18 protein-coding genes, 4 tRNA genes and 1 pseudogene are annotated in these 25,749 nt (G+C 61.8%); 1 reads left to right on the top strand and 22 read right to left on the bottom strand.

The window, feature by feature from the left end; translation table 11 throughout:
* Window positions 1-66: 66 nt before the first annotated feature.
* From rpoC to CVS48_RS06185, 20 genes and pseudogenes are all read right to left on the bottom strand, one after another.
* The gene (rpoC, locus tag CVS48_RS06280) at window positions 67-4,311 is read right to left on the bottom strand and encodes a DNA-directed RNA polymerase subunit beta' (RefSeq protein WP_100853718.1); all 4,245 of its coding nucleotides are present in this window, start codon (window positions 4,309-4,311) and stop codon (window positions 67-69) included.
* On the bottom strand, window positions 4,311-8,423 hold the full coding sequence (rpoB, locus tag CVS48_RS06275) for a DNA-directed RNA polymerase subunit beta (protein WP_050450098.1): 4,113 nt from the start codon (window positions 8,421-8,423) through the stop codon (window positions 4,311-4,313). Before rpoB ends, rpoC begins: the two co-directional genes overlap by 1 nt.
* Before the next feature lie 161 nt (window positions 8,424-8,584).
* The gene (gene rplL / locus CVS48_RS06270; RefSeq protein WP_100853717.1) at window positions 8,585-8,965 is read right to left on the bottom strand and encodes a 50S ribosomal protein L7/L12; all 381 of its coding nucleotides are present in this window, start codon (window positions 8,963-8,965) and stop codon (window positions 8,585-8,587) included.
* An 81-nt stretch (window positions 8,966-9,046) separates the two neighbouring features.
* Window positions 9,047-9,571 (bottom strand): 50S ribosomal protein L10, encoded by a 525-nt coding sequence (rplJ, locus tag CVS48_RS06265; protein ID WP_006216572.1) that lies wholly within the window; start codon window positions 9,569-9,571, stop codon window positions 9,047-9,049.
* A 256-nt stretch (window positions 9,572-9,827) separates the two neighbouring features.
* Window positions 9,828-10,529, bottom strand: coding sequence for a 50S ribosomal protein L1 (gene rplA / locus CVS48_RS06260; protein ID WP_006392088.1), 702 nt, complete (start codon window positions 10,527-10,529; stop codon window positions 9,828-9,830).
* A 2-nt stretch (window positions 10,530-10,531) separates the two neighbouring features.
* Window positions 10,532-10,963 carry a 50S ribosomal protein L11 gene (gene rplK, locus CVS48_RS06255; RefSeq protein WP_046806050.1) on the bottom strand — a complete coding sequence of 144 codons (432 nt, stop codon included), beginning with the start codon at window positions 10,961-10,963 and terminating at the stop codon, window positions 10,532-10,534.
* A gap of 63 nt (window positions 10,964-11,026) precedes the next feature.
* Window positions 11,027-11,560 carry a transcription termination/antitermination protein NusG gene (nusG, locus tag CVS48_RS06250; protein ID WP_006216576.1) on the bottom strand — a complete coding sequence of 178 codons (534 nt, stop codon included), beginning with the start codon at window positions 11,558-11,560 and terminating at the stop codon, window positions 11,027-11,029.
* A gap of 9 nt (window positions 11,561-11,569) precedes the next feature.
* Window positions 11,570-11,950 carry a preprotein translocase subunit SecE gene (secE, locus tag CVS48_RS06245; protein ID WP_054428143.1) on the bottom strand — a complete coding sequence of 127 codons (381 nt, stop codon included), beginning with the start codon at window positions 11,948-11,950 and terminating at the stop codon, window positions 11,570-11,572.
* Window positions 11,951-12,014: 64 nt separating this feature from the next.
* Window positions 12,015-12,090: transfer RNA gene (locus CVS48_RS06240), tRNA-Trp, on the bottom strand.
* 142 nt (window positions 12,091-12,232) lie between these two features.
* Window positions 12,233-13,423, bottom strand: a complete 1,191-nt coding sequence (gene tuf, locus CVS48_RS06235; protein WP_006221899.1) for an elongation factor Tu — start codon at window positions 13,421-13,423, stop codon at window positions 12,233-12,235.
* Window positions 13,424-13,479: 56 nt separating this feature from the next.
* Window positions 13,480-13,554 (bottom strand) — tRNA-Thr (locus CVS48_RS06230).
* A gap of 12 nt (window positions 13,555-13,566) precedes the next feature.
* Window positions 13,567-13,640, bottom strand: a tRNA-Gly gene (locus tag CVS48_RS06225).
* A gap of 145 nt (window positions 13,641-13,785) precedes the next feature.
* Window positions 13,786-13,872, bottom strand: a tRNA-Tyr gene (locus tag CVS48_RS06220).
* A 113-nt stretch (window positions 13,873-13,985) separates the two neighbouring features.
* Window positions 13,986-15,149 (bottom strand): iron-containing alcohol dehydrogenase, encoded by a 1,164-nt coding sequence (locus CVS48_RS06215; protein WP_100853716.1) that lies wholly within the window; start codon window positions 15,147-15,149, stop codon window positions 13,986-13,988.
* Window positions 15,150-15,175: 26 nt separating this feature from the next.
* Window positions 15,176-16,564, bottom strand: coding sequence for an aldehyde dehydrogenase family protein (locus CVS48_RS06210; RefSeq protein ID WP_100853715.1), 1,389 nt, complete (start codon window positions 16,562-16,564; stop codon window positions 15,176-15,178).
* Window positions 16,565-16,594: 30 nt separating this feature from the next.
* Window positions 16,595-17,980 carry a glutamine synthetase family protein gene (locus tag CVS48_RS06205; protein ID WP_100853714.1) on the bottom strand — a complete coding sequence of 462 codons (1,386 nt, stop codon included), beginning with the start codon at window positions 17,978-17,980 and terminating at the stop codon, window positions 16,595-16,597.
* Between the two features lie 252 nt (window positions 17,981-18,232).
* Window positions 18,233-19,246 carry a Bug family tripartite tricarboxylate transporter substrate binding protein gene (locus CVS48_RS06200; RefSeq protein ID WP_100853713.1) on the bottom strand — a complete coding sequence of 338 codons (1,014 nt, stop codon included), beginning with the start codon at window positions 19,244-19,246 and terminating at the stop codon, window positions 18,233-18,235.
* 201 nt (window positions 19,247-19,447) lie between these two features.
* Window positions 19,448-21,046, bottom strand: coding sequence for a rhodanese-like domain-containing protein (locus CVS48_RS29460; RefSeq protein WP_100857532.1), 1,599 nt, complete (start codon window positions 21,044-21,046; stop codon window positions 19,448-19,450).
* Between the two features lie 45 nt (window positions 21,047-21,091).
* Window positions 21,092-22,234, bottom strand: a pseudogene (metC, locus tag CVS48_RS29455) (cystathionine beta-lyase); the annotation flags it as partial.
* Between the two features lie 2 nt (window positions 22,235-22,236).
* Window positions 22,237-22,824, bottom strand: a complete 588-nt coding sequence (locus CVS48_RS06185) for a cysteine dioxygenase family protein (RefSeq protein WP_100853712.1) — start codon at window positions 22,822-22,824, stop codon at window positions 22,237-22,239.
* Between the two features lie 117 nt (window positions 22,825-22,941).
* Here CVS48_RS06185 and CVS48_RS06180 point away from each other — a divergent pair, with 117 nt between their 5' ends.
* Window positions 22,942-23,835, top strand: coding sequence for a LysR substrate-binding domain-containing protein (locus CVS48_RS06180; protein ID WP_100853711.1), 894 nt, complete (start codon window positions 22,942-22,944; stop codon window positions 23,833-23,835).
* On the opposite strand, the gene CVS48_RS06175 is transcribed toward CVS48_RS06180, so the two are convergent.
* Both CVS48_RS06175 and CVS48_RS06170 read right to left on the bottom strand, forming a co-directional pair.
* A complete protein-coding gene (locus CVS48_RS06175) occupies window positions 23,829-24,833 on the bottom strand; it encodes an asparaginase (RefSeq protein ID WP_100853710.1) in 1,005 nt (334 codons plus the stop codon). The genes CVS48_RS06180 and CVS48_RS06175 overlap by 7 nt on opposite strands.
* Entirely contained in the window at window positions 24,826-25,749 is a 924-nt protein-coding gene (locus CVS48_RS06170; protein WP_100853709.1) for a ParB/RepB/Spo0J family partition protein, read from the bottom strand. The genes CVS48_RS06175 and CVS48_RS06170 overlap by 8 nt, the downstream gene beginning before the upstream one ends.

The raw sequence follows: 25,749 nt of genomic DNA, 5'->3' as shown, positions 1-25,749 counted from the left end.
TCAGCGGCCTTTTTACTTCCAGCCCCCGCGCCGAGCCTGCGCGCGGGGGCTTGTCCGGGTATCCGCTTATTCGGCGGGGTTCTCGGTGCCGGCGTCGGCGGCCGGGACTTCTGCGTCCGCACCCACCGTGACCGGCGAGTCTTCGAACGGGTTGGCCTGTTGGCGAGCGGCTTCGCGTTCCGCAGCCTCCAGCTCTTCCTTGTCGCGGCGTGCGTGGTGGTAAGCCAAGCCGGTACCCGCCGGGATGAGGCGGCCGACAATGACGTTTTCCTTCAAGCCACGCAGGTCGTCGCGCTTGCCCATGATGGCGGCTTCGGTCAGGACACGAGTAGTTTCCTGGAACGAGGCGGCCGAGATGAACGAGTCGGTCGACAGCGAGGCCTTCGTGATACCCAGCAGCACGTTGTCGTAGGTTGCCGGGATACGCTCTTCGGCAGTCATACGATCGTTGGCGTTCAGCAGTTCGGAGCGCTCGACTTGCTCGCCCGGGATGAACTCGGTATCGCCAGCGTCAACGATGTTCACACGGCGCAGCATCTGACGAACAATCACTTCAATGTGCTTGTCGTTGATCTTCACGCCCTGCAGACGGTACACGTCCTGCACTTCGTCGACGATGTACGTCGCCAGCTTCTCGATGCCTTGCAGGCGCAGGATGTCGTGGGGATCGGCCGGGCCGTCCACGATCATTTCGCCCTTGTTCACCACTTGGCCGTCGTGCACCAGAACCTGCTTTTCCTTCGGAATCAGGAACTCGTGGCTCACGCCTTCCAGGTCGGTGATGACCAGACGCTGCTTGCCCTTCGTGTCCTTACCGAACGACACCGTACCGGTGACGTCGGCGAGCATGCCGGCATCCTTCGGCGAACGGGCTTCGAACAGCTCGGCCACACGCGGCAGACCGCCGGTAATGTCGCGGGTCTTTTGCGATTCTTGCGGAATACGCGCCAGAACTTCACCCACGGCAACCTGCTGGCCGTCGCGCACGGTAATCAGCGCGCCCACCGGGAACGAGATGTTCACCGAGTGATCGGTGCCGGCGATCTTGACGTCTTCGCCGCTCTCGTTGACCAGCTTGATCTGCGGACGCATGACGATCTTGCCGCCACGGGTCTTAGGCGTGATGACGACGAGCGTCGACAGGCCGGTGACTTCGTCCACCTGCTTGGCAACGGTCACGCCTTCTTCGATGTTCTCGAAGCGGACGGCGCCACCGTATTCCGACACGATCGGACGGGTCAGCGGATCCCACGTCGCCAGACGCGCGCCAGCCTTCACGGCTTCGCCATCGCCCACCAGCACGGTCGCGCCGTACGGGATCTTGTGGCGTTCGCGTTCGCGGCCGTTGTCGTCGAAGATCGCCAGTTCGCCAGAGCGCGAAATCGCCACACGTTCGCCCTTGGCGTTCGTGACATAGCGCATCGTGCTGGCAAAACCGACCAGACCGCTGGACTTGGTTTCCACCGCGCTGGCCAAAGCAGAACGCGACGCCGCGCCACCGATGTGGAACGTACGCATCGTGAGCTGCGTGCCCGGTTCACCGATGGACTGAGCAGCGATAACGCCCACTGCTTCGCCCTGGTTGACCGGAGAACCGCGGCCCAGATCGCGGCCGTAGCAGTGTGCGCACAGACCGTGACGCGTTTCGCACGTCAGCGGGGTGCGGACCTTGACTTCGTCCACGCCGATGCGGTCGATGGTGTCGACCAGATCTTCGTCCAGCAGGGTACCGGCGACGATGGCCGTTTCCTGCGTGTCCGGGTTGATGATGTCCACGGCGGCAACACGACCCAGGATGCGGTCGCGCAGCGGTTCGATGACTTCACCACCTTCCACCAGGGCCTTCATGTTGTAGCCCAGCGACGTACCGCAATCGTCCTCGGTGATCACCAAGTCTTGCGTCACGTCGACCAGACGACGAGTCAGGTAACCCGAGTTTGCGGTCTTCAGTGCCGTATCGGCCAGACCCTTACGCGCGCCGTGAGTCGAGATGAAGTACTGAAGCACGTTCAGACCTTCACGGAAGTTCGCGGTAATGGGCGTTTCGATAATCGAGCCGTCCGGCTTGGCCATCAGGCCGCGCATACCGGCCAACTGACGGATCTGGGCGGCCGAACCGCGAGCGCCCGAGTCAGCCATCATGTAGATCGAGTTGAACGATTCCTGGCGAACTTCTTCGCCGTGACGGTTCACAACCGGCTCGGTGGCCAGTTGTTCCATCATCGCCTTGCCGACCTTGTCGCCAGCCTTGCCCCAGATGTCCACAACGTTGTTGTAGCGCTCTTGGGACGTGACCAGACCCGACGAGTACTGCTTGTCGATTTCCTTCACTTCGCGGCTGGCTTCAGCCAGGATGCCTTCCTTGGCGGTCGGGATCAGCATGTCGCCCATGGCGATCGAGATACCGCCGCGCGTGGCCAGCTTGAAGCCGGACTGCATCAGCTTGTCGGCGAAGATCACCGTGTCGCGCAGGCCGCAACGGCGGAACGACTGGTTGATCAGGCGCGAGATTTCCTTCTTCTTCAGTGCCTTGTTCAGCACCGTGAAGGGCAGGCCCTTCGGCAGAATTTCGGACAGCAGCGCGCGGCCGACCGTCGTCTCGTGACGGCGGATAACCGGTTGCCATTCGCCAGCCTCGTCGCGCTCGTGCTCTTTCAGACGCACGGTCACGCGGGATTGCAGCTCGACTTCGCCGTTGTCGTACGCACGTTGCACTTCAGCGACGTCGGTGAAGAAGATGCCTTCGCCGCGGCCGTTGATGCGCTCGCGCGTCGTGTAGTACAGACCCAGCACGATATCCTGGGACGGCACGATCGACGGTTCGCCGTTGGCCGGGAACAGCACGTTGTTCGACGCCAGCATCAGCGTGCGCGCTTCCAACTGGGCTTCCAGCGACAGCGGCACGTGAACAGCCATCTGGTCACCGTCGAAGTCGGCGTTGAACGCGGCGCAAACCAGCGGGTGCAGCTGGATGGCCTTGCCTTCGATCAGGACCGGCTCAAACGCCTGGATGCCCAAACGGTGCAGCGTAGGTGCACGGTTCAGCATGACCGGGTGTTCGCGGATGACTTCTTCCAGGATGTCCCAGACCACCGGTTCCTGGCTTTCCACCAGCTTCTTGGCGGCCTTGATGGTCGTGGCCAGGCCCATCATCTCCAGACGATTGAAGATGAACGGCTTGAACAGTTCCAGGGCCATCAGCTTGGGCAGACCGCACTGATGCAGCTTGAGCTGCGGACCCACCACGATGACCGAACGGCCCGAGTAGTCGACGCGCTTGCCCAGCAAGTTCTGACGGAAACGACCGCTCTTGCCCTTGATCATGTCGGCCAGGGACTTCAGCTGGCGCTTGTTGGCGCCCGTCATGGCCTTGCCACGGCGGCCGTTGTCCAGCAGCGAGTCAACGGCTTCCTGCAGCATCCGCTTTTCGTTGCGCAGGATGATTTCCGGCGCCTTGAGCTCCAGCAGACGCTTCAAGCGGTTGTTGCGGTTGATGACGCGGCGGTACAGGTCGTTCAGGTCGGAGGTCGCGAAGCGGCCGCCGTCCAGCGGCACCAGCGGACGCAGGTCCGGCGGCAGCACGGGCAGCACTTCCATGACCATCCACTCGGCCTTGATGCCCGACTTCTGGAAGCCTTCCAGCACCTTCAGGCGCTTGGAAATCTTCTTGATCTTGGCTTCCGAGCTGGTGGCCTTCAATTCGCCGCGCAGCGTTTCCACTTCGCGGTCGATGTCGATGGTACGCAGCAGTTCGCGCACGGCTTCCGCGCCCATCAGGGCACGGAAATCGTCGCCGTACTCTTCGGTCTTGGCGAGGAAATCGTCATCCGACATGATCTGGCCGCGCTTGAGCGGCGTCATGCCAGGTTCGATCACGCACCAGGCTTCGAAGTACAGAACGCGTTCGATGTCGCGCAGGGTCATGTCGAGCACCATGCCCAGACGCGACGGCAGGCTCTTCAGGAACCAGATGTGCGCGACGGGGCTGGCCAGCTCGATGTGGCCCATGCGTTCACGGCGAACCTTGGCAACGGTAACTTCAACGCCGCACTTTTCGCAGATCACGCCACGATGCTTCAGGCGCTTGTACTTGCCGCACAAGCACTCGTAGTCTTTGATCGGGCCAAAGATCTTGGAGCAGAACAGACCGTCACGTTCAGGCTTGAACGTGCGGTAGTTGATGGTCTCGGGCTTGCGAACTTCGCCGTAAGACCACGAACGGATCTTCTCGGGCGAGGCGATGCCGATCTTGATGGCATCGAATTGCTCGTCTTGCGAGACTTGCTTAAATAGGTCGAGTAGCGCTTTCATTAGTTACGCTCCAAATCCATGTCCAGGGCCAACGAGCGGATTTCCTTCACCAGCACGTTGAACGATTCCGGCATGCCGGCGTCGATGACGTGGTCGCCCTTGACGATGTTTTCGTATACCTTCGTACGGCCAGTGATGTCGTCCGACTTCACCGTCAGCATTTCTTGCAGGGTGTACGCGGCGCCGTATGCTTCCAGCGCCCACACTTCCATTTCCCCGAAACGCTGACCACCGAACTGCGCCTTACCACCCAGCGGCTGCTGCGTGACCAGCGAGTACGGACCCGTCGAACGCGCGTGCATCTTGTCGTCGACCAAGTGGTGCAGCTTCAGGTAGTGCATGTAGCCGACAGTCACGGGGCGTTCGAATTTCTCGCCCGTGCGGCCGTCAAACAGCCATGCCTGCGTACGCGAAGGCGTCAGTGCCATGCGCTCGGCGACGTCGTCCGGATAGGCCAGCTCCAGCATCGTGGTGATTTCCTCTTCGGTCGCGCCGTCGAAGACGGGCGTCGCGAACGGCACGCCGTTCTTGAGGTTCTGGGCCATTTCCATGACTTCTTCGTCGGTCAGCTCGTCGATGCGGGCGCCGGAACCGGTCGTGTTGTAGACCTTGTCCAGGTAGGCACGGACGTTCTTGACCTGCGCAGTGCGCTCGTCGCGCAGCAGATCGGCAATGCGGTGGCCCACGCCCTTGGCAGCCCAGCCCAAGTGCACTTCCAGCACCTGACCGACGTTCATCCGCGAAGGCACGCCCAGCGGGTTCAGAACGATGTCGGCCGGCGTGCCGTCAGCCATGTGCGGCATGTCTTCCACCGGGGTGATACGCGAGACCACGCCCTTGTTACCGTGACGGCCTGCCATCTTGTCGCCAGGTTGCAGACGACGCTTCACGGCCAGGTAGACCTTGATCATCTTCAGCACGCCCGGGGGCAGCTCGTCGCCCTGCGTCAGCTTCTTGCGCTTCTCTTCGAAGGCCAGATCAAACTGGTGACGCTTCTGTTCCAGCGATTCCTTGGCTTGCTCCAGCACAACAGCGTGCGGCTCATCGGCCAGACGGATGTCGAACCACTGCCAGCGGTCCAGATCAGCCAGGTAAGCCTTGGTGATCGTGGCGCCCTTGGCCAGCTTGCGCGGGCCGCCGTTGACGGTCTTGTTGACCAGCATCTTTTCGATACGGTCGAACTGGTCGTTTTCAACGATGCGCAGCTGGTCGTTCAGGTCTTGGCGATAGCGGCGCAGTTCATCGTCAATGATGGACTGGGCGCGCTTGTCGCGCACGATGCCTTCACGCGTGAACACTTGCACGTCGATCACGGTGCCGGTCATGCCCGAAGGCACGCGCAGCGAGGTGTCCTTAACGTCGGACGCCTTTTCACCGAAGATGGCGCGCAGCAGCTTTTCTTCCGGCGTCAGCTGGGTTTCGCCCTTCGGCGTGACCTTGCCGACCAGCACGTCGTCGGCGCTGACTTCGGCGCCGATGTACGTGATGCCCGAATCGTCCAGACGGTTCAGTTGCGTCTCAGCCAGGTTGCTGATGTCGCGCGTGATTTCTTCCGGACCGAGCTTCGTGTCGCGGGCGACAACCGTCAGTTCCTCGATGTGAACCGAGGTGTAGCGGTCATCGGCAACAACCTTCTCGGAGATCAAGATCGAGTCTTCGAAGTTGTAGCCGTTCCACGGCATGAACGCGATCAGCATGTTCTGACCCAGGGCGAGTTCGCCCAGGTCGGTCGAGGCGCCGTCGGCCAGCACGTCGCCCTTGGCGACCTTGTCGCCACGCTTGACGATAGGACGCTGGTTGATGTTCGTGTTCTGGTTGGAACGGGTGTACTTGATCAGGTTGTAGATATCGACACCGACTTCGCCGGCGACGTTTTCTTCGTCGTTCACGCGGATCACGACGCGCTCGGCATCAACGTGGTCGACCAGGCCGCCACGCAGTGCTTGCACGGTCGTGCCCGAGTCAACGGCCACGGTGCGTTCGATACCCGTACCCACGACCGGCTTTTCCGGACGCAGGCAAGGCACGGCCTGACGTTGCATGTTGGCGCCCATCAGTGCGCGGTTCGCGTCGTCGTGCTCAAGGAACGGAATCAGCGAAGCAGCCACCGACACGATCTGCGACGGGGCAACGTCCATGTAATGCACGTTGGCCGGCGACGTCAGCATCGTTTCGCCTGCTTCACGGCAAGCGACCAGGTCGTCAACGAAGGCGCCCTGCTCGTCCAGCGCGGCGTTAGCCTGTGCAATGACGTAGTGGCTTTCTTCGATGGCCGACAGGTAATCGATCTGCTCGCTGACGCGGCCGTCGATAATCTTGCGGTAAGGCGTTTCCAGGAAGCCGTACTCGTTCAAGCGAGCGTACAGCGCCATGGAGTTGATCAGACCGATGTTCGGGCCTTCCGGCGTTTCAATCGGGCAGACACGGCCGTAGTGGGTCGGGTGCACGTCGCGGACTTCAAAGCCGGCGCGCTCGCGGGTCAGACCGCCCGGGCCCAGTGCGGAAACGCGACGCTTGTGCGTGATTTCCGACAGCGGGTTGGTTTGGTCCATGAACTGCGACAACTGGCTCGAACCGAAGAACTCCTTGATGGCAGCCGAGATCGGCTTGGAGTTGATCAGGTCGTGCGGCATCAGGTTTTCGGTCTCGGCTTGGCCCAGACGTTCCTTGACCGCGCGCTCGACACGCACCAGGCCGGCGCGGAACTGGTTTTCGGCCAGTTCGCCAACACAACGCACGCGACGGTTGCCCAAGTGATCGATGTCATCGATCTGGCCACGGCCGTTACGCAGTTCAACCAGCACCTTGATGGTTTCAAGGATGTCTTCGTTGGTCAGCGTCATCGGGCCGGTGATGTCTTCACCACGGCCCAGACGGCTGTTGACCTTCATGCGGCCCACGCGCGACAGATCGTAAGTCTCTTCGCTGTAGAACAGACGTTGGAACAGCGCTTCCACCGCTTCTTCGGTGGGCGGCTCGCCAGGACGCATCATGCGGTAGATGGCAACGCGCGCGGCCATCTGGTCGGCGGTTTCATCGGTGCGCAGCGTTTGCGAGATGTACGGACCACGGTCCAGATCGTTCGTGTAGAGCGTCTGGATGTCGTAGACGTTCGAGGCGCGCAGGGCGCCCAGCACGCTTTCCGTGATCTCGTCGTTGGCGTTGGCGATGACTTCGCCGGTATCTTCATCAACGATGTTCTTGGCCAGCACGCGGCCGTACAGGAAATCTTCCGGCACGGAGATGCGCTGGATGCCACCGGCAGCCAGGTCGCGCAAATGCTTGGCATTGATGCGCTTGTCTTTTTCGACGATGACCTTGCCATCGCGATCCGAGATGTCGAAGCGGGCCATTTCGCCCTTCCAACGCTCGGGCACGAATTCCATCATCGCGCCTTCGCTCTTCAATTCGAAGTTATCGAAGTCGAAGAAGTTGGCCAGGATGGATTCCGGCGTCATGCCGATGGCCTTGCACAGGATCGTGACAGGCATCTTGCGACGGCGGTCGACGCGGAAGAACAGGACGTCCTTCGGGTCGAATTCGAAGTCCAGCCACGAGCCGCGGTAAGGAATCACGCGGGCCGAGAACAGGAGCTTGCCGGAGCTGTGCGTTTTGCCGCGGTCGTGTTCGAAGAACACGCCAGGCGAACGGTGCAGCTGCGACACGATGACACGCTCGGTGCCATTGATGACAAAGGAACCCGTGCCCGTCATGAGCGGAATTTCGCCCATGTAGACTTCCTGTTCCTTCACTTCCTTCACGGTCGGCTTGCTGACTTCGCGGTCAAGCAGCACCAGGCGGACCTTGGCTCGCAGGGGCGAAGCATAGGTCAGACCACGTTGCTGACATTCCTTGACATCGAACACCGGTTCGCCAAGCACGTAGCTCACGAACTCCAAGCGCGCCATACCGTTGTGACTAACGATCGGGAAAATCGACGAGAACGCCGCCTGCAAACCGTCGGCTACGCGATCGGACGGGGCGGTATCCGCCTGCAGGAAAGTTAGGTAGGATTGAAGCTGTGTCGCCAAAAGGAAAGGAACGTTTTGAACGTCTTCACGCTTGGCGAAGCTTTTGCGGATGCGCTTTTTTTCGGTGTACGAGTAAGGCATGAGCACTCCGACTCGAGGTTGCATGGGCCGTCAACCACGGCCCTAGGTGATACGACTCCAGGAACCCCCCCTGAAAGGGCATACCCCCAGTAGGGGTTTCCTGGAAACGCAAAAGCCCGGGGACTGCAAACTGTGCTGTCCCCGGGCAGTTGACGCAGGTCTTACTTGACTTCGACCTTGGCGCCAGCTTCTTCCAGCTTCTTCTTGGCGGCTTCGGCGTCAGCCTTGGCCACAGCTTCCTTGACGGGCTTCGGAGCGCCGTCAACCAGGTCCTTGGCTTCCTTCAGACCCAGACCGGTCAGCTCGCGCACGGCCTTGATGACGCTGACCTTGTTCGCGCCGGCTTCCAGCAGGACGACGTTGAACTCGGTTTGCTCTTCAGCAGCGGCGGCAGCGCCACCAGCGGCGGGAGCAGCAACAGCGACAGCAGCGGCAGCAGCCGACACGCCGAACTTCTCTTCCATTTCCTTGATCAGCCCGGACAGCTCGAGCACGGTCATGCCAGCGATGGCGTCAAGGATTTCAGCTTTGTTAAGTGCCATTTTTAAGAACTCCAAATATTTTGGTAATGCCAGGGTTTGGGTGTCGCTTCGTCGTTCAGCGAATTCCGGACAGCAGGGCGATTAGGCCGCTGCCTTTTGGTCGCGCACAGCCGCGAGGCCACGGGCGAACTTGGTCGGAACTTCGTTGAGCGTACGCACGAATTGCGCGATCGGGGCTTGCATGGTGCCAAGCAGTTTCGACAGCAACTCTTCGCGGGACGGCATGGTGGCCAAGGCCTTCACACCATCTTGAGTCAGCAGGCTGTTGGGCAATGCGCCCGCCTTGATGACCAGCTTGTCGTTGCTTTTCGCGAAACCAGCGATAACCTTGGCCGCCGAAACCGGATCAGTGCTGATGCCATAGATCAGCGGACCGGTCAGTTGCTCAGCCAACGGCTCGAAAGCCGTGCCGGCAACAGCACGACGGGCCAGCGAGTTCTTCAGAACTCGCAGATACACGCCCGATTCACGCGCAGTTTTGCGCAGTACGGTGACAGAGGCGACGTCCAGACCACGGTACTCAGCGATAACAATCGATTGTGCCTTGGCGACTTCTGCCGAGACTTCCTCGATTACCACCGCTTTCTCTTGACGATTGAGACTCACGGTTTGAACACTCCATCAAAAGACGCCTGGGGCCTGAGCCTTGCGCGTCAACCGAATGCGGCGCCTGGTCGAGTTCTTCGTGTAAAGAAATCTTCCTGGGGACGCCGTCTACGCTGGATCCGAACTAGATGAGCTTCGGGATTAAGCGGGGCACCGGGGGTGTCAGACACCGATCCACTGCCCTGCTCCAGCGGTCTTTGACAGCAACATCCGGAGGAATCCGGATGCAGCCCAAAGTACGTTTACTGCTGTTGGCTTAGTTGGAAGCCGACAGCGAGGCAATTTCAACGCGAGCACCGCCGCCCATCGTGGACGAAACGGCCAGCTTGCGCAGGTAAATGCCCTTGGCAGCTGCGGGACGGGCCTTTTGCAGGGCGTCGACCAGAGCAGCCAGGTTGGTTTGCAGCTGTTCCACGCCGAACGACGCACGGCCGATCGTTGCGTGGATGATGCCAGCCTTGTCGGTACGGTACTGAACCTGACCGGCCTTGGCGTTCTTGACAGCGGTCGCGACGTCAGGCGTCACGGTGCCGACCTTCGGGTTCGGCATCAGGCCACGGGGACCCAGGATCTGGCCCAGGGCACCCACGACACGCATCGTGTCGGGCGAAGCGATGACCACGTCAAAGTCCATTTGACCGGCCTTGATCTGGTCAGCCAGGTCGTCCAGGCCAACGATGTCGGCGCCGGCAGCCTTGGCGGCCTCAGCCTTGTCGCCTTGGGCGAACACGGCGACGCGAACCGACTTGCCGGTGCCGGCGGGCAGAACGACCGAACCGCGAACCAGTTGGTCCGACTTCTTCGGGTCGATGCCGAGTTGCACGGCCACGTCAATGGATTCATTGAACTTGGCGACGGCGGTTTCCTTGACCAGGGTCAGGGCTTCAGCGACCGGGTACAGCTTGGTGCGGTCGATCTTTTGCGCAATAGCGGCTGCGCGCTTGGACAGTTTTGCCATGATTAGATCCCCTCAACCGTGATGCCCATGCTGCGGGCGCTGCCAGCGATCGTGCGCACAGCGGCGTCCAGATCAGCGGCGGTCAGATCGGGGCCCTTGGCCTTGGCGATTTCTTCAGCTTGCGCGCGGGTCAGCGTGCCGACCTTGTCGGTATGCGGCTTGGGCGAACCCTTTTGCACGCCAGCAGCCTTCTTGATGAGGACCGTCGCGGGCGGGGTCTTCATGATGAAGGTGAAGCTCTTGTCCGCGAAGGCGGTGATCACCACCGGAATCGGCAGACCAGGCTCCATGCCTTGGGTCTTGGCGTTGAACGCCTTGCAGAATTCCATGATGTTCAGGCCGCGTTGACCCAGTGCCGGGCCAATCGGGGGGGAGGGGTTAGCTTTACCAGCCGGTACTTGCAGCTTGATAAAGCCGACGATCTTTTTCGCCATGCTTTGCTCCTTGCGGGTTATATCGCCCCGGCGTTTTCAGCCTGGGCTCCCCGGGGGTTGAAATCAGGTCTTTTCGACCTGGCTGAAATCGAGTTCGACGGGTGTGGCACGACCAAAAATGGTGACCGACACGCGCACCTTGCTCTTTTCGTAATTGACTTCTTCGACGTTGCCGTTGAAGTCTGCAAACGGACCTTCCTTGACCCGAACCATCTCGCCCACTTCGAAAAGAATCTTGGGACGGGGTTTCTCGACACCCTCTTCCATTTGGGAGAGGATCTTCTCGACTTCCTTCTCGGAAATCGGGGTCGGACGGTTGCCCGAGCCACCCAAAAAGCCGGTGACGCGGTTCGTGTTCTTGACCAAATGCCACGTTTCGTCGGTCAGGTCCATTTCAACCAGGACATAACCAGGGAAAATGCGGCGTTCGGTGATCGATTTCTGACCACCCTTGACCTCGACGACTTCCTCGGAGGGCACAAGAATGCGGCCAAAAGACGTCTGCAAGGCCGCGCGCTCAATGCGCTCTACCAGGGCCTTGTGGACACTCTTTTCCATGCCGGAGTACACATGGACGACATACCAACGCTTACTCATTCGCCGTCCTTATTTCCAGCCCAACAACAGGCCGTAAAGAATCCATTCGATGCCCTTGTCGAGCACCCACATGAAAATGCCCATGACAGCCACAAATGCAAAAACGATACCCGTCATCTGGGTCGTTTCCTTGCGGGTGGGCCATGCGACACGCTTGACTTCGTTGTAGGACTCGCTGGCAAAGCTCAGGGTGCGGCGGCCGGGTTCGCTGAACCAGGCGATTACAGCTGCAATCACAAGGCCGCCGACGAACACGCCGATACGTGCAGGCATCGGCTGTGCGCTGAGCACGGAAAACCCGACGATGCCAGCAATAACGACGAGAACCGCCAGCCCGAGCTTGAGCCGGTCGGCGGTGCTAGTTACGGTTTCTACGCTGGTATTAGACATATTGCGACGCGAGCCGCCGTGAATGCGTAACTCGCGATGATCTCCCGCGGGTTTATCCTGGCGGTGGCAGGGGCAGTAGGAATCGAACCTACAACCTTCGGTTTTGGAGACCGACGCTCTGCCAATTGAGCTATGCCCCTAAAACACTACTGGCTTGCACTACATTCACTGACTTCCCGCCTAACGCCTACGCGTAAGGTCGCGGAACCAAATATCATACTACTTTTACAGCAAAGATGGATAGAGGGACTTGAGAGTCCACTCTACCCATCTGGGTATTGCTTACTTCAGGATCTTGGCGACGACGCCGGCGCCGACGGTACGACCGCCTTCACGGATGGCGAAACGCAGGCCTTCTTCCATGGCGATCGGAGCCAACAGCTTGACCGTCATGGCCACGTTGTCGCCCGGCAGAACCATTTCCTTGTCGGCCGGCAGCTCGATCGTGCCCGTCACGTCCGTCGTGCGGAAGTAGAACTGGGGACGATAGCCTTGGAAGAACGGAGTGTGACGGCCGCCTTCTTCCTTGGACAGGATGTACACCTCGGACGTGAAGTCCGTGTGCGGCGTGATCGAGCCCGGCTTGGCCAACACTTGGCCGCGCTGGACGTCTTCACGCTTGGTGCCGCGCAGCAGAATGCCCACGTTGTCGCCGGCTTGACCTTGGTCGAGCAGCTTGCGGAACATTTCAACGCCCGTGCAAGTCGTCTTGACCGTCGGCACCAGGCCCACGATTTCGATTTCTTCGCCGACCTTCACGATGCCGCGTTCGATACGGCCAGTCACCACCGTGCCGCGACCCGAGATCGAGAACACGTCTTCAACCGGCATCAGGAACGTGCCGTCCACGGCGCGCTCAGGCGTCGGGATGTACGAATCCAGTGCAGCGGCCAAAGCCATGATGGCTTGCTCGCCCAGTTCGCCCTTGTCGCCTTCCAGCGCCAGCTTGGCCGAACCCTTCACGATCGGGGTGTCATCACCCGGGAAATCGTACTTCGACAGAAGTTCGCGAACTTCCATTTCCACCAGCTCAAGCAGCTCGGCGTCGTCAACCATGTCAGCCTTGTTCAGGAAGACGATGATGTACGGCACGCCAACTTGGCGGCTCAGCAGGATGTGTTCACGCGTTTGCGGCATCGGGCCGTCAGCGGCCGACACAACCAGAATCGCGCCGTCCATTTGCGCCGCGCCCGTGATCATGTTCTTCACATAGTCAGCGTGGCCCGGGCAGTCAACGTGAGCGTAGTGACGCGCTTCCGTTTCGTACTCGACGTGGGCGGTGTTGATCGTGATGCCGCGAGCCTTTTCTTCAGGAGTCGCATCGATCTGGTCGTAGCCCTTGGCTTCGCCACCGAACTTGTTCGACAGAACGGTCGTGATAGCTGCCGTCAACGTCGTTTTGCCGTGGTCAACGTGACCAATCGTACCCACGTTCACGTGCGGCTTGGTACGTTCAAACTTGCCTTTTGCCATGGCTGACTCCTGACCTGGATTGCGCTTCAGACTGAAGAAAAGAACTTGGAAATTTGTGGTGCCCATGGCGCGGATCGAACGCGCGACCTCTCCCTTACCAAGGGAGTGCTCTACCACTGAGCCACATGGGCATTTAAAAATCTTGGAGCGGGTGAAGGGAATCGAACCCTCGTCGTAAGCTTGGAAGGCTTCTGCTCTACCATTGAGCTACACCCGCGGCATACCCATTCACCATCTCATTTCCCAAACCCGCAAAATCAAGGCCTGGGGAACCTTACAACCTTCTTTGTGAAGGCCGCCCAGTTCCCTAGGCCTAATTTTAAAATCCAGGCAGACATCGCCTGGATTAAGAGTTGGGTCTCTGGTGGAGGAGATTGGATTCGAACCAATGTAGGCGCAAGGCCAACAGATTTACAGTCTGCCCCCTTTAACCACTCGGGCACCCCTCCAGCGGAGAACTTGAGATTATGAACACTTTCGAATCCGGTGTCAAACCTTCCGGCTGAAAATATTCAAAAACTTTTGTTCGACCACTCGCGTTTCCGCGCAGAGGGGGCGAAGTTTACAGGTTTCCGCGAATTGATGCTCGCAAAAGTTGCGAATAGTCTCCGGCGGTGAAATTTACCGGATTGGTTGCGCCTGACGGATCTACGCTCGCCATGCGCCCTACCCGCTCGGCCTGGCCCTCGTCGATGCCGATCTCGGCCAGCGTGTGAGGAATGCCGACGGCCTCGCGCAGCCGCAATACCCAATCAAGCACCGCGCCCGGACCCGTTGTCGGCAGGTCCAGGTAACGCGCCAGCGCTTCCAGCCTGGGCGCAACCGCGTGCTGGTTCGCCTTGAGCACATAAGGCATCAAGATGGCATTGAGCATGCCGTGATGCGCGTCGTACAGCGCCCCCAGAGGATGCGCCAGGGCGTGCATGGCGCCCAGGCCGCGCTGAAAGGCGGTGGCGCCCATGGTGGACGCCACGAGCATTTGCTGGCGCGCCTGCACATTCGAGCCGTCCGCCACCACTTGGGGCAGGTATTCCTTGATCATTCGCATGCCTTCGATGGCGATGCCCGCCGCCATCGGGTGAAAGAACGGCGAGCAATACGCCTCGAGATTGTGCGATAGCGCGTCCATGCCGGTCGCGGCGGTGATTTTGGGCGGCAGGCCCAGCGTCAGCTCGGCGTCCAGAATGACGATGGCCGGCAGCATGCGCGCGTGGAAGATGATGCGTTTGACCTGGGCGGCGTCATCCGTGATGACCGATGCCCGACCAACTTCCGATCCCGTGCCTGCCGTAGTCGGCACAGCCACCATCGGCGCCATGCCGGCCACGCTCACGCGCTGGTAGTTGTCGCCAATATCTTCGAAGTCCCATAACGGACGATCCTGCCCCACCATCAAAGCGATCGCCTTGGCCGCGTCCAACGCGGAACCGCCGCCGAAGGCGATGACACCGTCATGGCCGCCTTGCTGGTAGGCCATCACGCCATCTTCCACATTTCGGCCGGTGGGATTTCCCTTGATCTCATGAAAGACCGCACACGCCAGGCCTGTCTGATTGCAAGCCCGCATGACGTCCGCCACCATCGGCAAGGCAGCCAGCCCCGGATCGGTGACGAGCAGCGGGCGCGTCATGCCAAGTTCGCGGCACCATTCGGGCAGTTCTTTCACGCGGCCCGGGCCGGCCTTGATGGCAGTCGGGTAGTTCCAGTTAACGCTGGGCACGGTCATGGTTAGATTCCTGAAGACGCCTTGGATCAGACGCTGCGCAGATGGAAGGATTTGGCCTGGGTAAGCTGTTCGTAGCCGATGGCGGACAAGGACACGCCACGGCCCGTGTTCTTCACGCCAGTCCAAGCCAGGGCCGGATCCAGGTAGTCGCAGCGATTCATGAAGAATGTGCCGGTGCGCACTTGCGCACCAAGCGCCAGCGCGGCCGCTTCATCTTGTGTGTACACCGCCGCCGTCAGGCCGTAGGGGCTGTCATTCATCAATGCGACGGCCTCATCATCGCCCGCGACCGGCATGATGCCGACGACCGGCCCGAAGCATTCGTCGCTCATGATGCGCATGCGATGGTTTACTCGCGTAAGGATGGCCGGGGCAACATAACACGAGCTTTCAATCGCATTACTAAAATGCGATGGATCCATCATGTTTTGAGCGCCTGCCGAAATGGCTTCGCCCACAACATCCCGAATTTCCGCTGCGGCGCGGGCACGAACCACTGGGCCCAAGGTCGTGGTTTCGTGCAGCGGATTGCCCAACACATAAGCCTTGGTCAGGGCCACGGCTCGTTCGACGAAGTCGTCGTATCGCGCCTGCGCCACGTAGATGCGTTGAATACCGCAGCAGGACTGGCCAGAATTGAAGAACGCGCCGTCGACCAGGGATTCAACCGCGTGTTCCATATTGGCGTCGCCGCGCACATAGGCGGGATCGTTGCCGCCCAGCTCCAAGCCCACGCCAATGAACCGGCCCGCCGCGCTTTCCTCGACAATGCGCCCCCCGCGCACCGAACCCGTGAACGACACGTAGCCGACCTCCGGCGCTCGGATCAGCCTTTGCACCGTGTCATGATTCGCATGCAGGTACTGGAACACGCCCTGCGGCACGCCGGCGTCGCGGAAAGCGCGGTCAAGCAATTCCGCACACAAGGGCGTCTGATCGGAGTGCTTCAGAATCACGGTGTTGCCGGCCATCAAGGCCGGCACGATGCTGTTTACAGCGGTCAGCAGCGGGTAATTCCAGGGCGCGACGGTCAATGCCACGCCAATCGGCTCGCGACGAATGAAGCGCGTGAAGCCCGCCTGCTCGGGCACCTGTATCGGCGCCAGCGCTTCGTCGGCAATCGAGATCATGTGGCGAGCGCGCGCCTCGAAGCCATCCACTTCGCCCGGCGTGTAGCGCAAAGGACGGCCCATCTGAATCGTGATCGCGCGGGCAATTTCGTTGCGGGCCGCGACAACCTGATCAATCGCCGCCGATACGATGCGCCCCCGCTGCGCGATGCCCAGCGCCTGCCAGGCCGGCTGCGCGGACTGCGCCTGTGCCAACGTGCGTGAAATCTGCGCGTCACTGGCGTAAGCACGCCGGACGACCTCGCGTCCGTCGATGGGACTGATGGTGATGAGTTCCTCGGTCATGATGGCCCTATGCAAACAGTTGGACACGGATCAGATGATCTCGAAATAGCGCGCAAGCTCCCAGTCGGTGACATGGCGCCGGAACTGCCGCTCTTCCCATTCCCGGGTTGCGGCGTAATGTTCGACGAAAGCGTCGCCAAACAGGTGACGCGCAGCCTCGGATTCGCGCAGGCGTTGCGCGGCTTCCCACAGCGTGGTGGGCAAGCGTAAATGCGCGGGGAATTGCTGGGTGTAGGCGTTGCCCTGCACCATCGGTTCCGGCACCAGGCCCAGCTCAATGCCGTACAGCCCGGAAGCCAAGGCGGCGGAGAGCGCCAGGTACGGATTGGCATCAGCCGAACCGATGCGCACTTCCACACGCTGAGACTTATCGCTACCGGGGATGAGGCGCAACGCGGTGGTGCGGTTCTCCATGCCCCAGGTGGCGTCCAGCGGCGCCCAATACCCCGGCACCAGCCGCGAATAACTGTTGATGGTCTGTGCGTACAGCGCCATGAATTCCGGCAGATAGCGTTGCACGCCCGCCATGAACGACACCTGCACCGCGCTCATGCCATGCGGTTGCGATTCATCGTAGAAGGCCGAGCGGCCACTTTTTGTGTCACGCAAGGACAGATGAATGTGGCCGCTTTGGCCGGGATGGTCGTGCGACCACTTGGCCATGAACGTTGCCATCAAGCCGTTCTGCTGTGCAAGCGCCTTGGTGAAAGTCTTGAACAGGAACGCTTTGTCGCCTGCCTCCGCGGCCTTGTCGACGGCGATGGCCGCTTCCAGCACGCCCGGCCCCGTTTCCGTATGCAAGCCTTCGATGGGCATGTCCATGCGTTCGCACATGTCCAGCAGCTTGCGGTAGAAGTCGCCTTCGACCGTACTACGCAGCATGGAATAGCCGAAGTTGCCCGGCGTCCAGTTCTCCATGTTGCGATAGTGCTTCGCGCGCACGGAGCGTGGCGTTTCACGGAACATGAAGAACTCATATTCCAGCGCGGCGTAGACGTCGTAGCCCATGCCCTCCGCACGATCCAGCGTACGTTGCAGCAAGCGGCGCGGGCAGATCGCGGCTGCATCGCCTTCGAACTCGGCCAGGAACAGCAGCATGTCTTCGCCCCCAGGCCCCTGCTCGAGTGGCAGGCGGCGGCCGGTGTGGGGCAGGATACGCAGCTGGGCATCGGGATAGGCCGTGTGCCACCCGGTGTACTTGGTGTTGTCGTAGAGTTGGTCGTCCAGATCCCAACCTAACACCACGTCGCAAAACGCCAAGCCCGAGCGCAGCGCCCCCAGGAATTTGTCGCGCCGCAGGTACTTGCCCAGCATAACGCCGTCGACGTCTGACAAGCCCACCTTGATATGCGAAAGCGGACTGGCTTGCACCAGACGTTCCGCGTCTTCCACCGTTGCTACCCCTAGTGAATGCATGCTCGTTCACCTCGTGGCTGAAGCCTTGCGTTGGACTGCGGGCAACGCCGCGGCGCCCTTGCCGGACAAGGGAATATCGCGTGGCGTGCTCTCAGGGTTTCTCCGAGTCTAGACACCTTGCCGCGAATTTGCAGCCTTGGGCATGCAGTAGTTTCCCTAGGTAGGTCGCAAGCGATTCCCGCAGTGCATGGCCAACGCGCCAAGCAAAACAGGCGGCACATGGCCGCCTGTTGCTGACGCTGCAAGCACGTCTTAGTCCAACGACACACCCGCCGTCTTCACCATGTCGGCCCAATAGACCGTGTCTTCCTGCAAACGCGTCTTGAACGCATCAGGCTGGCTGCCCACCGGCCAACTGCCGCCGCTGTTGATCTTTGCAATCACCTTGGGCGACTTCATCGCCTGGCTGACCGCTTGCGCCAGATAGGCAACGCGCTCGGGCGGTGTGCCCGCCGGGGCGAACAGGCCGTACCAGTCATCAGCCGTGATGCCATCCAGACCGCTTTGCTTCAGCGTGGGCGCGCCCTTGAAGATGCCGACGCTGTTCTCATGGCTCAGCGCCAGAACGCGCAACTTGCCGGCGGCCACCATGGGTTCGGCAGACGCCGGCGAGGTGATCAGCATGTCAACCGTGCCGCCCATCAGGTCGGTGATGGCCGGCGCCGCGCCACGGTACGGCACGTGCACCAGGGTCACGCCCGCTTTCTTGGACACCAGCGCGCCCATCAGATGGCTCATGGTGCCATTGCCCGGCGTGGCATAGGTGATGATGCCCGGTTGTTTGCGCGCGGCCTCCAGGTAGTCGGCCAAGGTCTTGTACGGGCTCTCGGTGCGCGCCACCAGCACGAGCGGCGCGGAAGTGATCTGTGAGATGGGCATGAAATCCTTGACGGGGTCAAAGCCTACGTTCTTGTACAGACGCGGATTGACGGCCATGACGCTCGTCTGCGACATCACCAGGGTGTAGCCGTCGGGCTTGGCGCGCGAGACCTGCGCCGTGCCAACATTGCCACCCGCGCCAGAACGGTTTTCAACGACGACGCTTTGGCCCGTGATGGCGCCCAACTCTTGTGCGATCAAGCGGGCCACATTGTCGTTGCCGCCCCCAGGCGGAAACGGCGACACCACCGTAATGGCCTGCTTCGGATAATCGGCCGGCGCCTGCAGGGTTTGCGCTTGAGCTTGGGCTTGGACGCTCGTGCCCCCCATCAAGGTGGCAACGGCCAACGCGACGGCGCCGCAAGTGTGCAATGCGTGGTGCTTCATCTGGATTTCCCCTTGTCGTGGTGGCCGGATACCCGGCCATCCTTTGCATTCCGGTTCGCCATGAACCGTCCGCACCCCGTCGGCTCCTGCCGCCGGGGCGTATTAATCGGGTTGATGCATGTGGTTTGCCGCGTGGTCTCTGCGGACCTTCGCGGCGGTGGCGCTATCTGTTGCTATCCGGCACGCTGTGGCGCGCCCGCGTCAGCTTGCCGGAAAGCGGTACGTTGCCAATTCGCGTTCATCGATCTGCTTGACCAGGTTGGTCTCCCACGCCAGGTATTGGCGCGCCGCGGCCTTGTTGCCGTCGTGGCGGTCATGCACGAAGAACAGGTAGTCGATGCATGCTTCGTCCGAGGGCACGGCGGGTGTGACTTCAAGCGCGATGCCCGCCGCCGACCAACTGGCTGGCGTGCCGGTGTTCACCTTGATGTCGTGCAGACCCAAGGCACGCAAGTCCTCGGCTGCCCACGCGGCCAGGTCGGCGTCGTCGGCCAGCAAGACCACGGGACGCGCCGGGTCCAGGTTCAAGCGGTCCAGACGCGGGCGAATGGACCACTGCGCGCCGGCGATATGCCCGGCGCGGTAACGCATGCCTGCGCGGATATCGACAGCCTGCACGCCCTGAGGCAAGGCTGCCGCCAGCGCCGCGTCGGTCAAGACGGACAGTTGCGGCGTCCGCGGCATCGGCGCCTCGTGCGACAAGGCTGCATGAACGCCCTCTTCCAGCACGCAAGCATCCCAGCCCATCTGCCGCAGCCAGCTCGCCACAACCGGTGCGCGTACACCTTCGGCGTCGAACACCACGATCCGCGCGCCACGCACCGCCAGGTACTGGTCGGTGGCCTGCACCAGTTGGCCGCCGGGCGTGTGCTGCGCCCCCGGCAAGGAGCCTTGCGCGAACTCTTCGGCGCTGCGCACGTCGCACAGGAACGTCGTGCGGGAGGGGTCGAACAGCCACGCTTGCACCGTGCGGGCATCCACGACTGGTACGTCATGGCGCTTGGCTAGTTGTGCCGATCGCGCAGCCAGCTCAGGCAGCGCTTCCGGCGACACACCATCGTCATAGCGGCGACGCGCGCCGTGTTCCAGTTGCAGGTCTTCCAGATACCAACCCTGCGTGCCGTTCTCAAGCGCGTAGACGGGGTTGGGCACGCCCAGGTTGATCAGCGTCTGCGCGCCAATGATGCTGCGTGTACGGCCGGCGCAGTTGATGACGATCGTTGTATTCGGATCCTTGACCAGCGTGTGTGCGCGCAGCGCCAATTCACCGTTCGGGCAGCAGATGCCGCCGGGGATGCTCATTTTTTGGTATTCGGCGTAGGGCCTGCCGTCCAGCACGATCAGATCGTCGCCGCGCCGTTGGCGCTCGGCCAGTTCGCGGGCGCCGATGCGGGGGGTGTGGAAAACTTCTTCGGCCAATTCGCCGAAGGTTTTGCTGGGCACGTTCACGCCGGCGAACGCGGCGTACCCGTCACGCTGCCATTGGGCGATGCCGCCTGCCAGGCGATGCACGTTGCCGTAGCCAAGCCGGGTCAAGGCGCGGGCGGCACGTTCCGCCGTACTGTCGTCGCCACCGTTGTCGTACACCACCACGCGCACGTCGTGGCGCGGGGCCAGGCGCACGATGTCCACCTCCAGCCTGCTATACGGCACGGGTGCCGCGAAAAACAGATGGGACTCGCCGTACTGCCCGTGTTCGCGCACATCCAGCAAAGCGATCTCGCGGCCATCATGCAGCCACTGCTTGAGCGTGTGGGAATCAACGGCTGGGATGAAAGGGGCTGAGGTGGGATGTGTCATGGAATTCAAAGGGATCCGGGTAGATAAGCTCAGTGCTGACAGGCCTTGTTCCAAGTCGCCGATCAGGTCTTCAGGGTCTTCAAGGCCGATATGCAGGCGCAGCATGGCGCCGCGTGGCGTCGGGTTCGGCAGCGCGCGTGATGCAAGCTGCACCGGGATCACAAGACTTTCAAAGCCGCCCCACGATGCGCCGATACCGAACAGGCGCAGGCTGTCGATCAGCCGCTCGGCGTCCTTGGCGCTATAGGCACCATTCAGTTCCACCGTCAGCAGTCCATTGGCGCCGGTACAGTCGCGCAACCACACCGCATGCGACGGGTCGCCAGGCAAGGCGGGGCACAGCACGCGGGCCACTTCGGGGCGTCCCTGCAGAAAATGCGCGACGCGCATTGCATTCTTTTCATGCTGCGCCATGCGCAGGGGCAGCGAGCGCATCCCGCGCAACACCAGAAAAGCGTCGTCAGCGCCCACGGTCTGGCCGAAGTCGATGGTGGCGCGCTCAAGCGGACGCCAGGCGTGTGCATTGACCACGACGGCGCCCATCATCACGTCGGCATGTCCACCGAGATATTTGGTGGCGGCCAGTATGGAAATATCGGCGCCTAACGTGAGCGGTTTGTATATCAAGCCCGACGCCCAGGTGTTATCCACAGCCAGCCAGCAACCGTGTTTTTTCGCGGCTGTGGATAACTCGCAAAGGTCCGGCATCTCGTAAGTCAGCGAGCCCGGCGCTTCGGCGTAGATCATTCGCGTATTGGGCTGGATCAGGGCATCGATGCCGCGTCCGTCGGGGCGATAGAACGTGTGTTCGATCCCCAGCCGCGTCAGATGCTCCGTGCAAAAGCGGCGCACCGGCTCATACACCGCGTCGGTGATCAGGACGTGATCGCCCGCGCGCAGGTACGCCAGCAGTACCGTGGTGATCGCAGCCTGGCCCGTGGGATAAAGCGCGGCGCGAAAGCCCTGCTCCAGCTCCACCAGGGCGTCTTCCAGCGCATGCGTGCTGTCGGTGCCGCGCGCGCCATAAGACGGCAAGCGCTCTTGTTCGCGACGCTCGCGCGTGTCGCGCCAGGCCGCGACGCTATCAAAAACGTAGGTGCTGGCGCGCGTCACCGGGGTGTTCACCCAACCTTGATGGGGACGCCCCGCACGCAGCAATCGCGTTGCGGACTGGTAGGGCTTGTTCATGATCAGCGGCGGGTCTTCACGCCAATCGGCATGATCTTGCAGGTGCCGGCGTCCAGGTCGAAACCCAGCCGTTCGTCCAGCGTTTCCAGCGCGCGGCCATACATGTGCAGATGGCGGATGACGCTGTCGCCCTGGATTTCAACGGCATGGATGTCGTCGGGCATCAAGGCGATGCCGGCGCCCGGCCCCACCACCACGGTGCCCGTCTTTTGCAGGCGGCCCACGCCCGGCACGGAACCGTCGTCGAGGCGGTCGTAGACGTAGTTGTATTCCACGCCTTCCACGGCGGCGATACAGGCCCAGGTGGTGTGGTTGTGCGGCACGATCTTGTTGCCGGGGCGCATGACGTTCAAGTAGAGCGCGTAGCTTTTGTCGTCGTCTTCGGCAATCAGGTAGCGGGCTTGGCGCTCGCCCTCTTCAGGCGGTGCATAGCGGTCGCCCGTCCACCAGTCGGTATGCGCGGCCAGCCCCACAAGCTCTTGCAGCACTTCGTCGAGGCTGTCTCGGTTCAGCCCCTTATTTCCTACAGTTTTTTTAATATTTCCAATGGCGGTGGCGATGCCGGCCTGATGAGGATGTGCGTTGCTCACGATGATTTTCCCTCTTGTTTCACGAGTTATTGGGCTTAATGTATCGCCGTGATGCCGCGCCAACAATTTAAATTGCCTTAACATTCCATTAGCATTGCTAATACTTTTGGGCACATCATGCGCAACCTGGACCTGGACCTGCTTCGCACACTGACGGCTATTGCAGGGCACGACACATTCTCGGAAGCCGCCAACCGGCTACACAAGACGCAGTCGGCCATCACGCAACAGATGCAGCGGCTGGAAGCCAGTATCGGTTTGCCGCTATTCGAAAAGCAGGGGCGCAACAAAGTGCTGTCGTCGCACGGGCGGCGGCTGGTGGAATATGCGCGCCATATGCTGGCCATCAACGACGAGGCGCTGCGTGCGCTGCAAGACGGCCCGCTGGAAGGCGATTTGCGCCTGGGTGCGCCGTTGGACGTGGCCGACACCATCTTGCCGACGCTCTTGACGCACATCGCGCGTTCAGCCCCCCGCGTGAAACTCGAGATTCGCGTGGACCGCAGCCCTTTCTTGATGGACGCCCTGCGCGCCGGCGAACTCGACCTGACGATATCCACCCGCTTCGATCAGGATTTTGAAGGGGTTGCGCTACGCACCTCGCCCACCGTTTGGTTGGCATCCGCGGACTATGTGCACGACCCGCACGCCCCCGTGCCGCTGGTGCTGGCGGACGAGCCCAGCATCTTTCGCCGCCTGGCGTTAAATGCGCTGGAGCAGGCGCGGGTGCGCTGGCACACCAACTACGTGGCGCCGAATCTGGTGGGGATCAAGGCGGCGTTGCGCGCCGGACTGGGCGTGACGGCGCGCAGCGTGGAACTGCTGGGGCCGGAAATGCGTGTGCTGGGGGACAAGGAAGGGTTGCCGCCCTTGCCGGACGTCACCTACTTCCTGTGGATAAGGCGCGATCTGATCAATCCGCTGACGCGCCAGGTCTACGACATGTTGCGCAGCAACCTGGGGCTGGCGCAGCAGGGTGATGCAGCGGCCGAACCGCCGGGCGCTCAGTAGCGGTCGAAAATGGCCTGTACCGCATCCGTATCGCGCGTGACGGACAGGGCCAGCATCAACAGGATGCGCGCCTTCTGCGGATTCAGGTCACGTGCTGCGATAAAACCCAGGCCGTCGTCATCCAGTTCGACGTCGCGCGCGACAAAGCCGCTACCCGTGCGGCTGGAACGCACCACCGCCACGCCATTCGTGGCGGCGCGGCTCAAGGCGTCAATGGCGAGGTCAGTGGCGTTGCCGTCGCCCACGCCGGCCAGGACGATGCCCTCGGCCGTGTCGGCCAGGAAGTCGATCACGTCCGCCTGCAGGTTCGCGTGGGCATAAACGATATCCACGCGCGGCCAGCCCGCCGATTCCAATAATGCGAGTGAAAACTCGCTTTGTGTCGAGTGCGTGGTGGTATTGCGGGAATAAAAGCACGGCACGCCGCCATGCATGACGCCGGCACGGCCACGGTTAGGCGATGCGAACGCGCACAGGCCAGCGCTGGCGGTCTTTTGGATCTCACGCGCGTAATGCACGTCTTCGTTCATCACCACCAGCGGGCCTCGGCCGCGCGCGTCGGGATGGCGGGCAAGCGCCACCGCGTTGTAAAGATTGGCGGGGCCTTCGGCGCCCAGGGCCGTCGCCGGCCGCATGGCCCCCACCAGCACGACGGGCTTGTCGTGCTGCACAACCAGGCTCAGGAAGTAGGCGGTTTCTTCAAGCGTATCGGTGCCGTGCGTAATGACGATGCCGGCCACCGAGGCGTCCTGGCAAAGCGTGTCGACACGCGCTGCCAGCGCCTGCCAAACCTCGTGCGTCATGTTCTGGCTGCCTACGTTGGCAACCTGTTCAGCGCGGATGTCGGCAATGCGGGCCAGTTGGGGCACGGCACTCAACAGATCATTGACGGAGAACGAGCCCGCCTTGTATCCCGCCGACGTGGCATCTGCCTGGGCGCCCGCGATGGTGCCGCCCGTGGCCAATACCGCAATCACCGGCAATGCGCGCTCAGGCATCGACCACTCCGGACAGGCCTTGGCGTTCAAGCAGTGAATTCAGGTGTTCCCAGCCGTGAAAGTCGATGACGATCTGGCCCTTTTCCTTGGCGCCCACCTTCAGGGCGACTCGCGTACCCAAGTGGTCGGACAGCGCCTCTTCCAAGCGCGTCAAATCGCGCGAAACCCCGTTGGCCTTCTTGCGCGGGGAACTTGCGGACTCCGCTTCCTTGGCGGTCTTGGCCACCAGTTTTTCGGCTTCGCGCACCGACAGGCGGCGCGCAATGATCTGGTTGGCCAACTGAATTTGCGTGGCCGCATCCACGGCCAGCAGCGCACGCGCATGGCCCATGTCTACATCACCGGCCAGCAACATCGTCTGCACGGGCGCGGCCAGGTTCAGCAGGCGTAGCAGGTTGCTGGTCGCCGACCGCGACCGGCCGATGGCTTGCGCAGCCTGCTCGTGCGTCAGGCCGAATTCGTCCAGCAGGCGGCGCACGCCGTGCGCTTCTTCCAGCGGGTTCAGGTCTTCGCGCTGGATATTTTCAATCAGCGCCATGACGGCTGCATTTTCGTCGGCCACTTCGCGCACAAGCACCGGCACTTCTTTCAGGCCGGCCAGTTGGGCGGCGCGGAAACGGCGCTCGCCCGCGATGATCTCGTAATGGCCCGGCGCGGTTTCGCCCAGTGCGCGCACAAGAATGGGTTGCATGATGCCTTGCGTGCGGATTGATTCGGCCAGCTCGCCCAATGCGCCCTCGTCCATGCGCGTGCGCGGCTGATACTTGCCCGCGCGCATCTTCGAGAGAGGCAAGGTGGATGGCGGACCCTCGGGCTTGGCCGCGGCGGCCTTGCCGATGTTGTCGATCGCAGGCGCATCCGCGCCCAGCAAGGCGTCCAGTCCGCGACCCAATCCCTTGGGTTTCTTGGTGGCCAT

This window comes from Achromobacter spanius, from assembly GCF_002812705.1.
In the GTDB taxonomy this organism is placed as follows: Bacteria; Pseudomonadota; Gammaproteobacteria; order Burkholderiales; family Burkholderiaceae_B; genus Achromobacter; species Achromobacter spanius.
This window is presented reverse-complemented; position numbering and strand designations above follow the sequence as displayed.

Coding starts and splice junctions, on each gene's coding strand:
- rpoC (WP_100853718.1), bottom strand. CDS start 4,311: ATGAAAGCGCTACTCGACCTATTTAAGCAAGTCTCGCAAGACGAGCAA.
- rpoB (WP_050450098.1), bottom strand. CDS start 8,423: ATGCCTTACTCGTACACCGAAAAAAAGCGCATCCGCAAAAGCTTCGCC.
- rplL (WP_100853717.1), bottom strand. CDS start 8,965: ATGGCACTTAACAAAGCTGAAATCCTTGACGCCATCGCTGGCATGACC.
- rplA (WP_006392088.1), bottom strand. CDS start 10,529: ATGGCAAAACTGTCCAAGCGCGCAGCCGCTATTGCGCAAAAGATCGAC.
- rplK (WP_046806050.1), bottom strand. CDS start 10,963: ATGGCGAAAAAGATCGTCGGCTTTATCAAGCTGCAAGTACCGGCTGGT.
- nusG (WP_006216576.1), bottom strand. CDS start 11,560: ATGAGTAAGCGTTGGTATGTCGTCCATGTGTACTCCGGCATGGAAAAG.
- secE (WP_054428143.1), bottom strand. CDS start 11,950: ATGTCTAATACCAGCGTAGAAACCGTAACTAGCACCGCCGACCGGCTC.
- tuf (WP_006221899.1), bottom strand. CDS start 13,423: ATGGCAAAAGGCAAGTTTGAACGTACCAAGCCGCACGTGAACGTGGGT.
- CVS48_RS06215 (WP_100853716.1), bottom strand. CDS start 15,149: ATGACCGTGCCCAGCGTTAACTGGAACTACCCGACTGCCATCAAGGCC.
- CVS48_RS06210 (WP_100853715.1), bottom strand. CDS start 16,564: ATGACCGAGGAACTCATCACCATCAGTCCCATCGACGGACGCGAGGTC.
- CVS48_RS06205 (WP_100853714.1), bottom strand. CDS start 17,980: ATGCATTCACTAGGGGTAGCAACGGTGGAAGACGCGGAACGTCTGGTG.
- CVS48_RS06200 (WP_100853713.1), bottom strand. CDS start 19,246: ATGAAGCACCACGCATTGCACACTTGCGGCGCCGTCGCGTTGGCCGTT.
- CVS48_RS29460 (WP_100857532.1), bottom strand. CDS start 21,046: ATGACACATCCCACCTCAGCCCCTTTCATCCCAGCCGTTGATTCCCAC.
- CVS48_RS06180 (WP_100853711.1), top strand. CDS start 22,942: ATGCGCAACCTGGACCTGGACCTGCTTCGCACACTGACGGCTATTGCA.
- CVS48_RS06175 (WP_100853710.1), bottom strand. CDS start 24,833: ATGCCTGAGCGCGCATTGCCGGTGATTGCGGTATTGGCCACGGGCGGC.
- CVS48_RS06170 (WP_100853709.1), bottom strand. CDS start 25,749: ATGGCCACCAAGAAACCCAAGGGATTGGGTCGCGGACTGGACGCCTTG.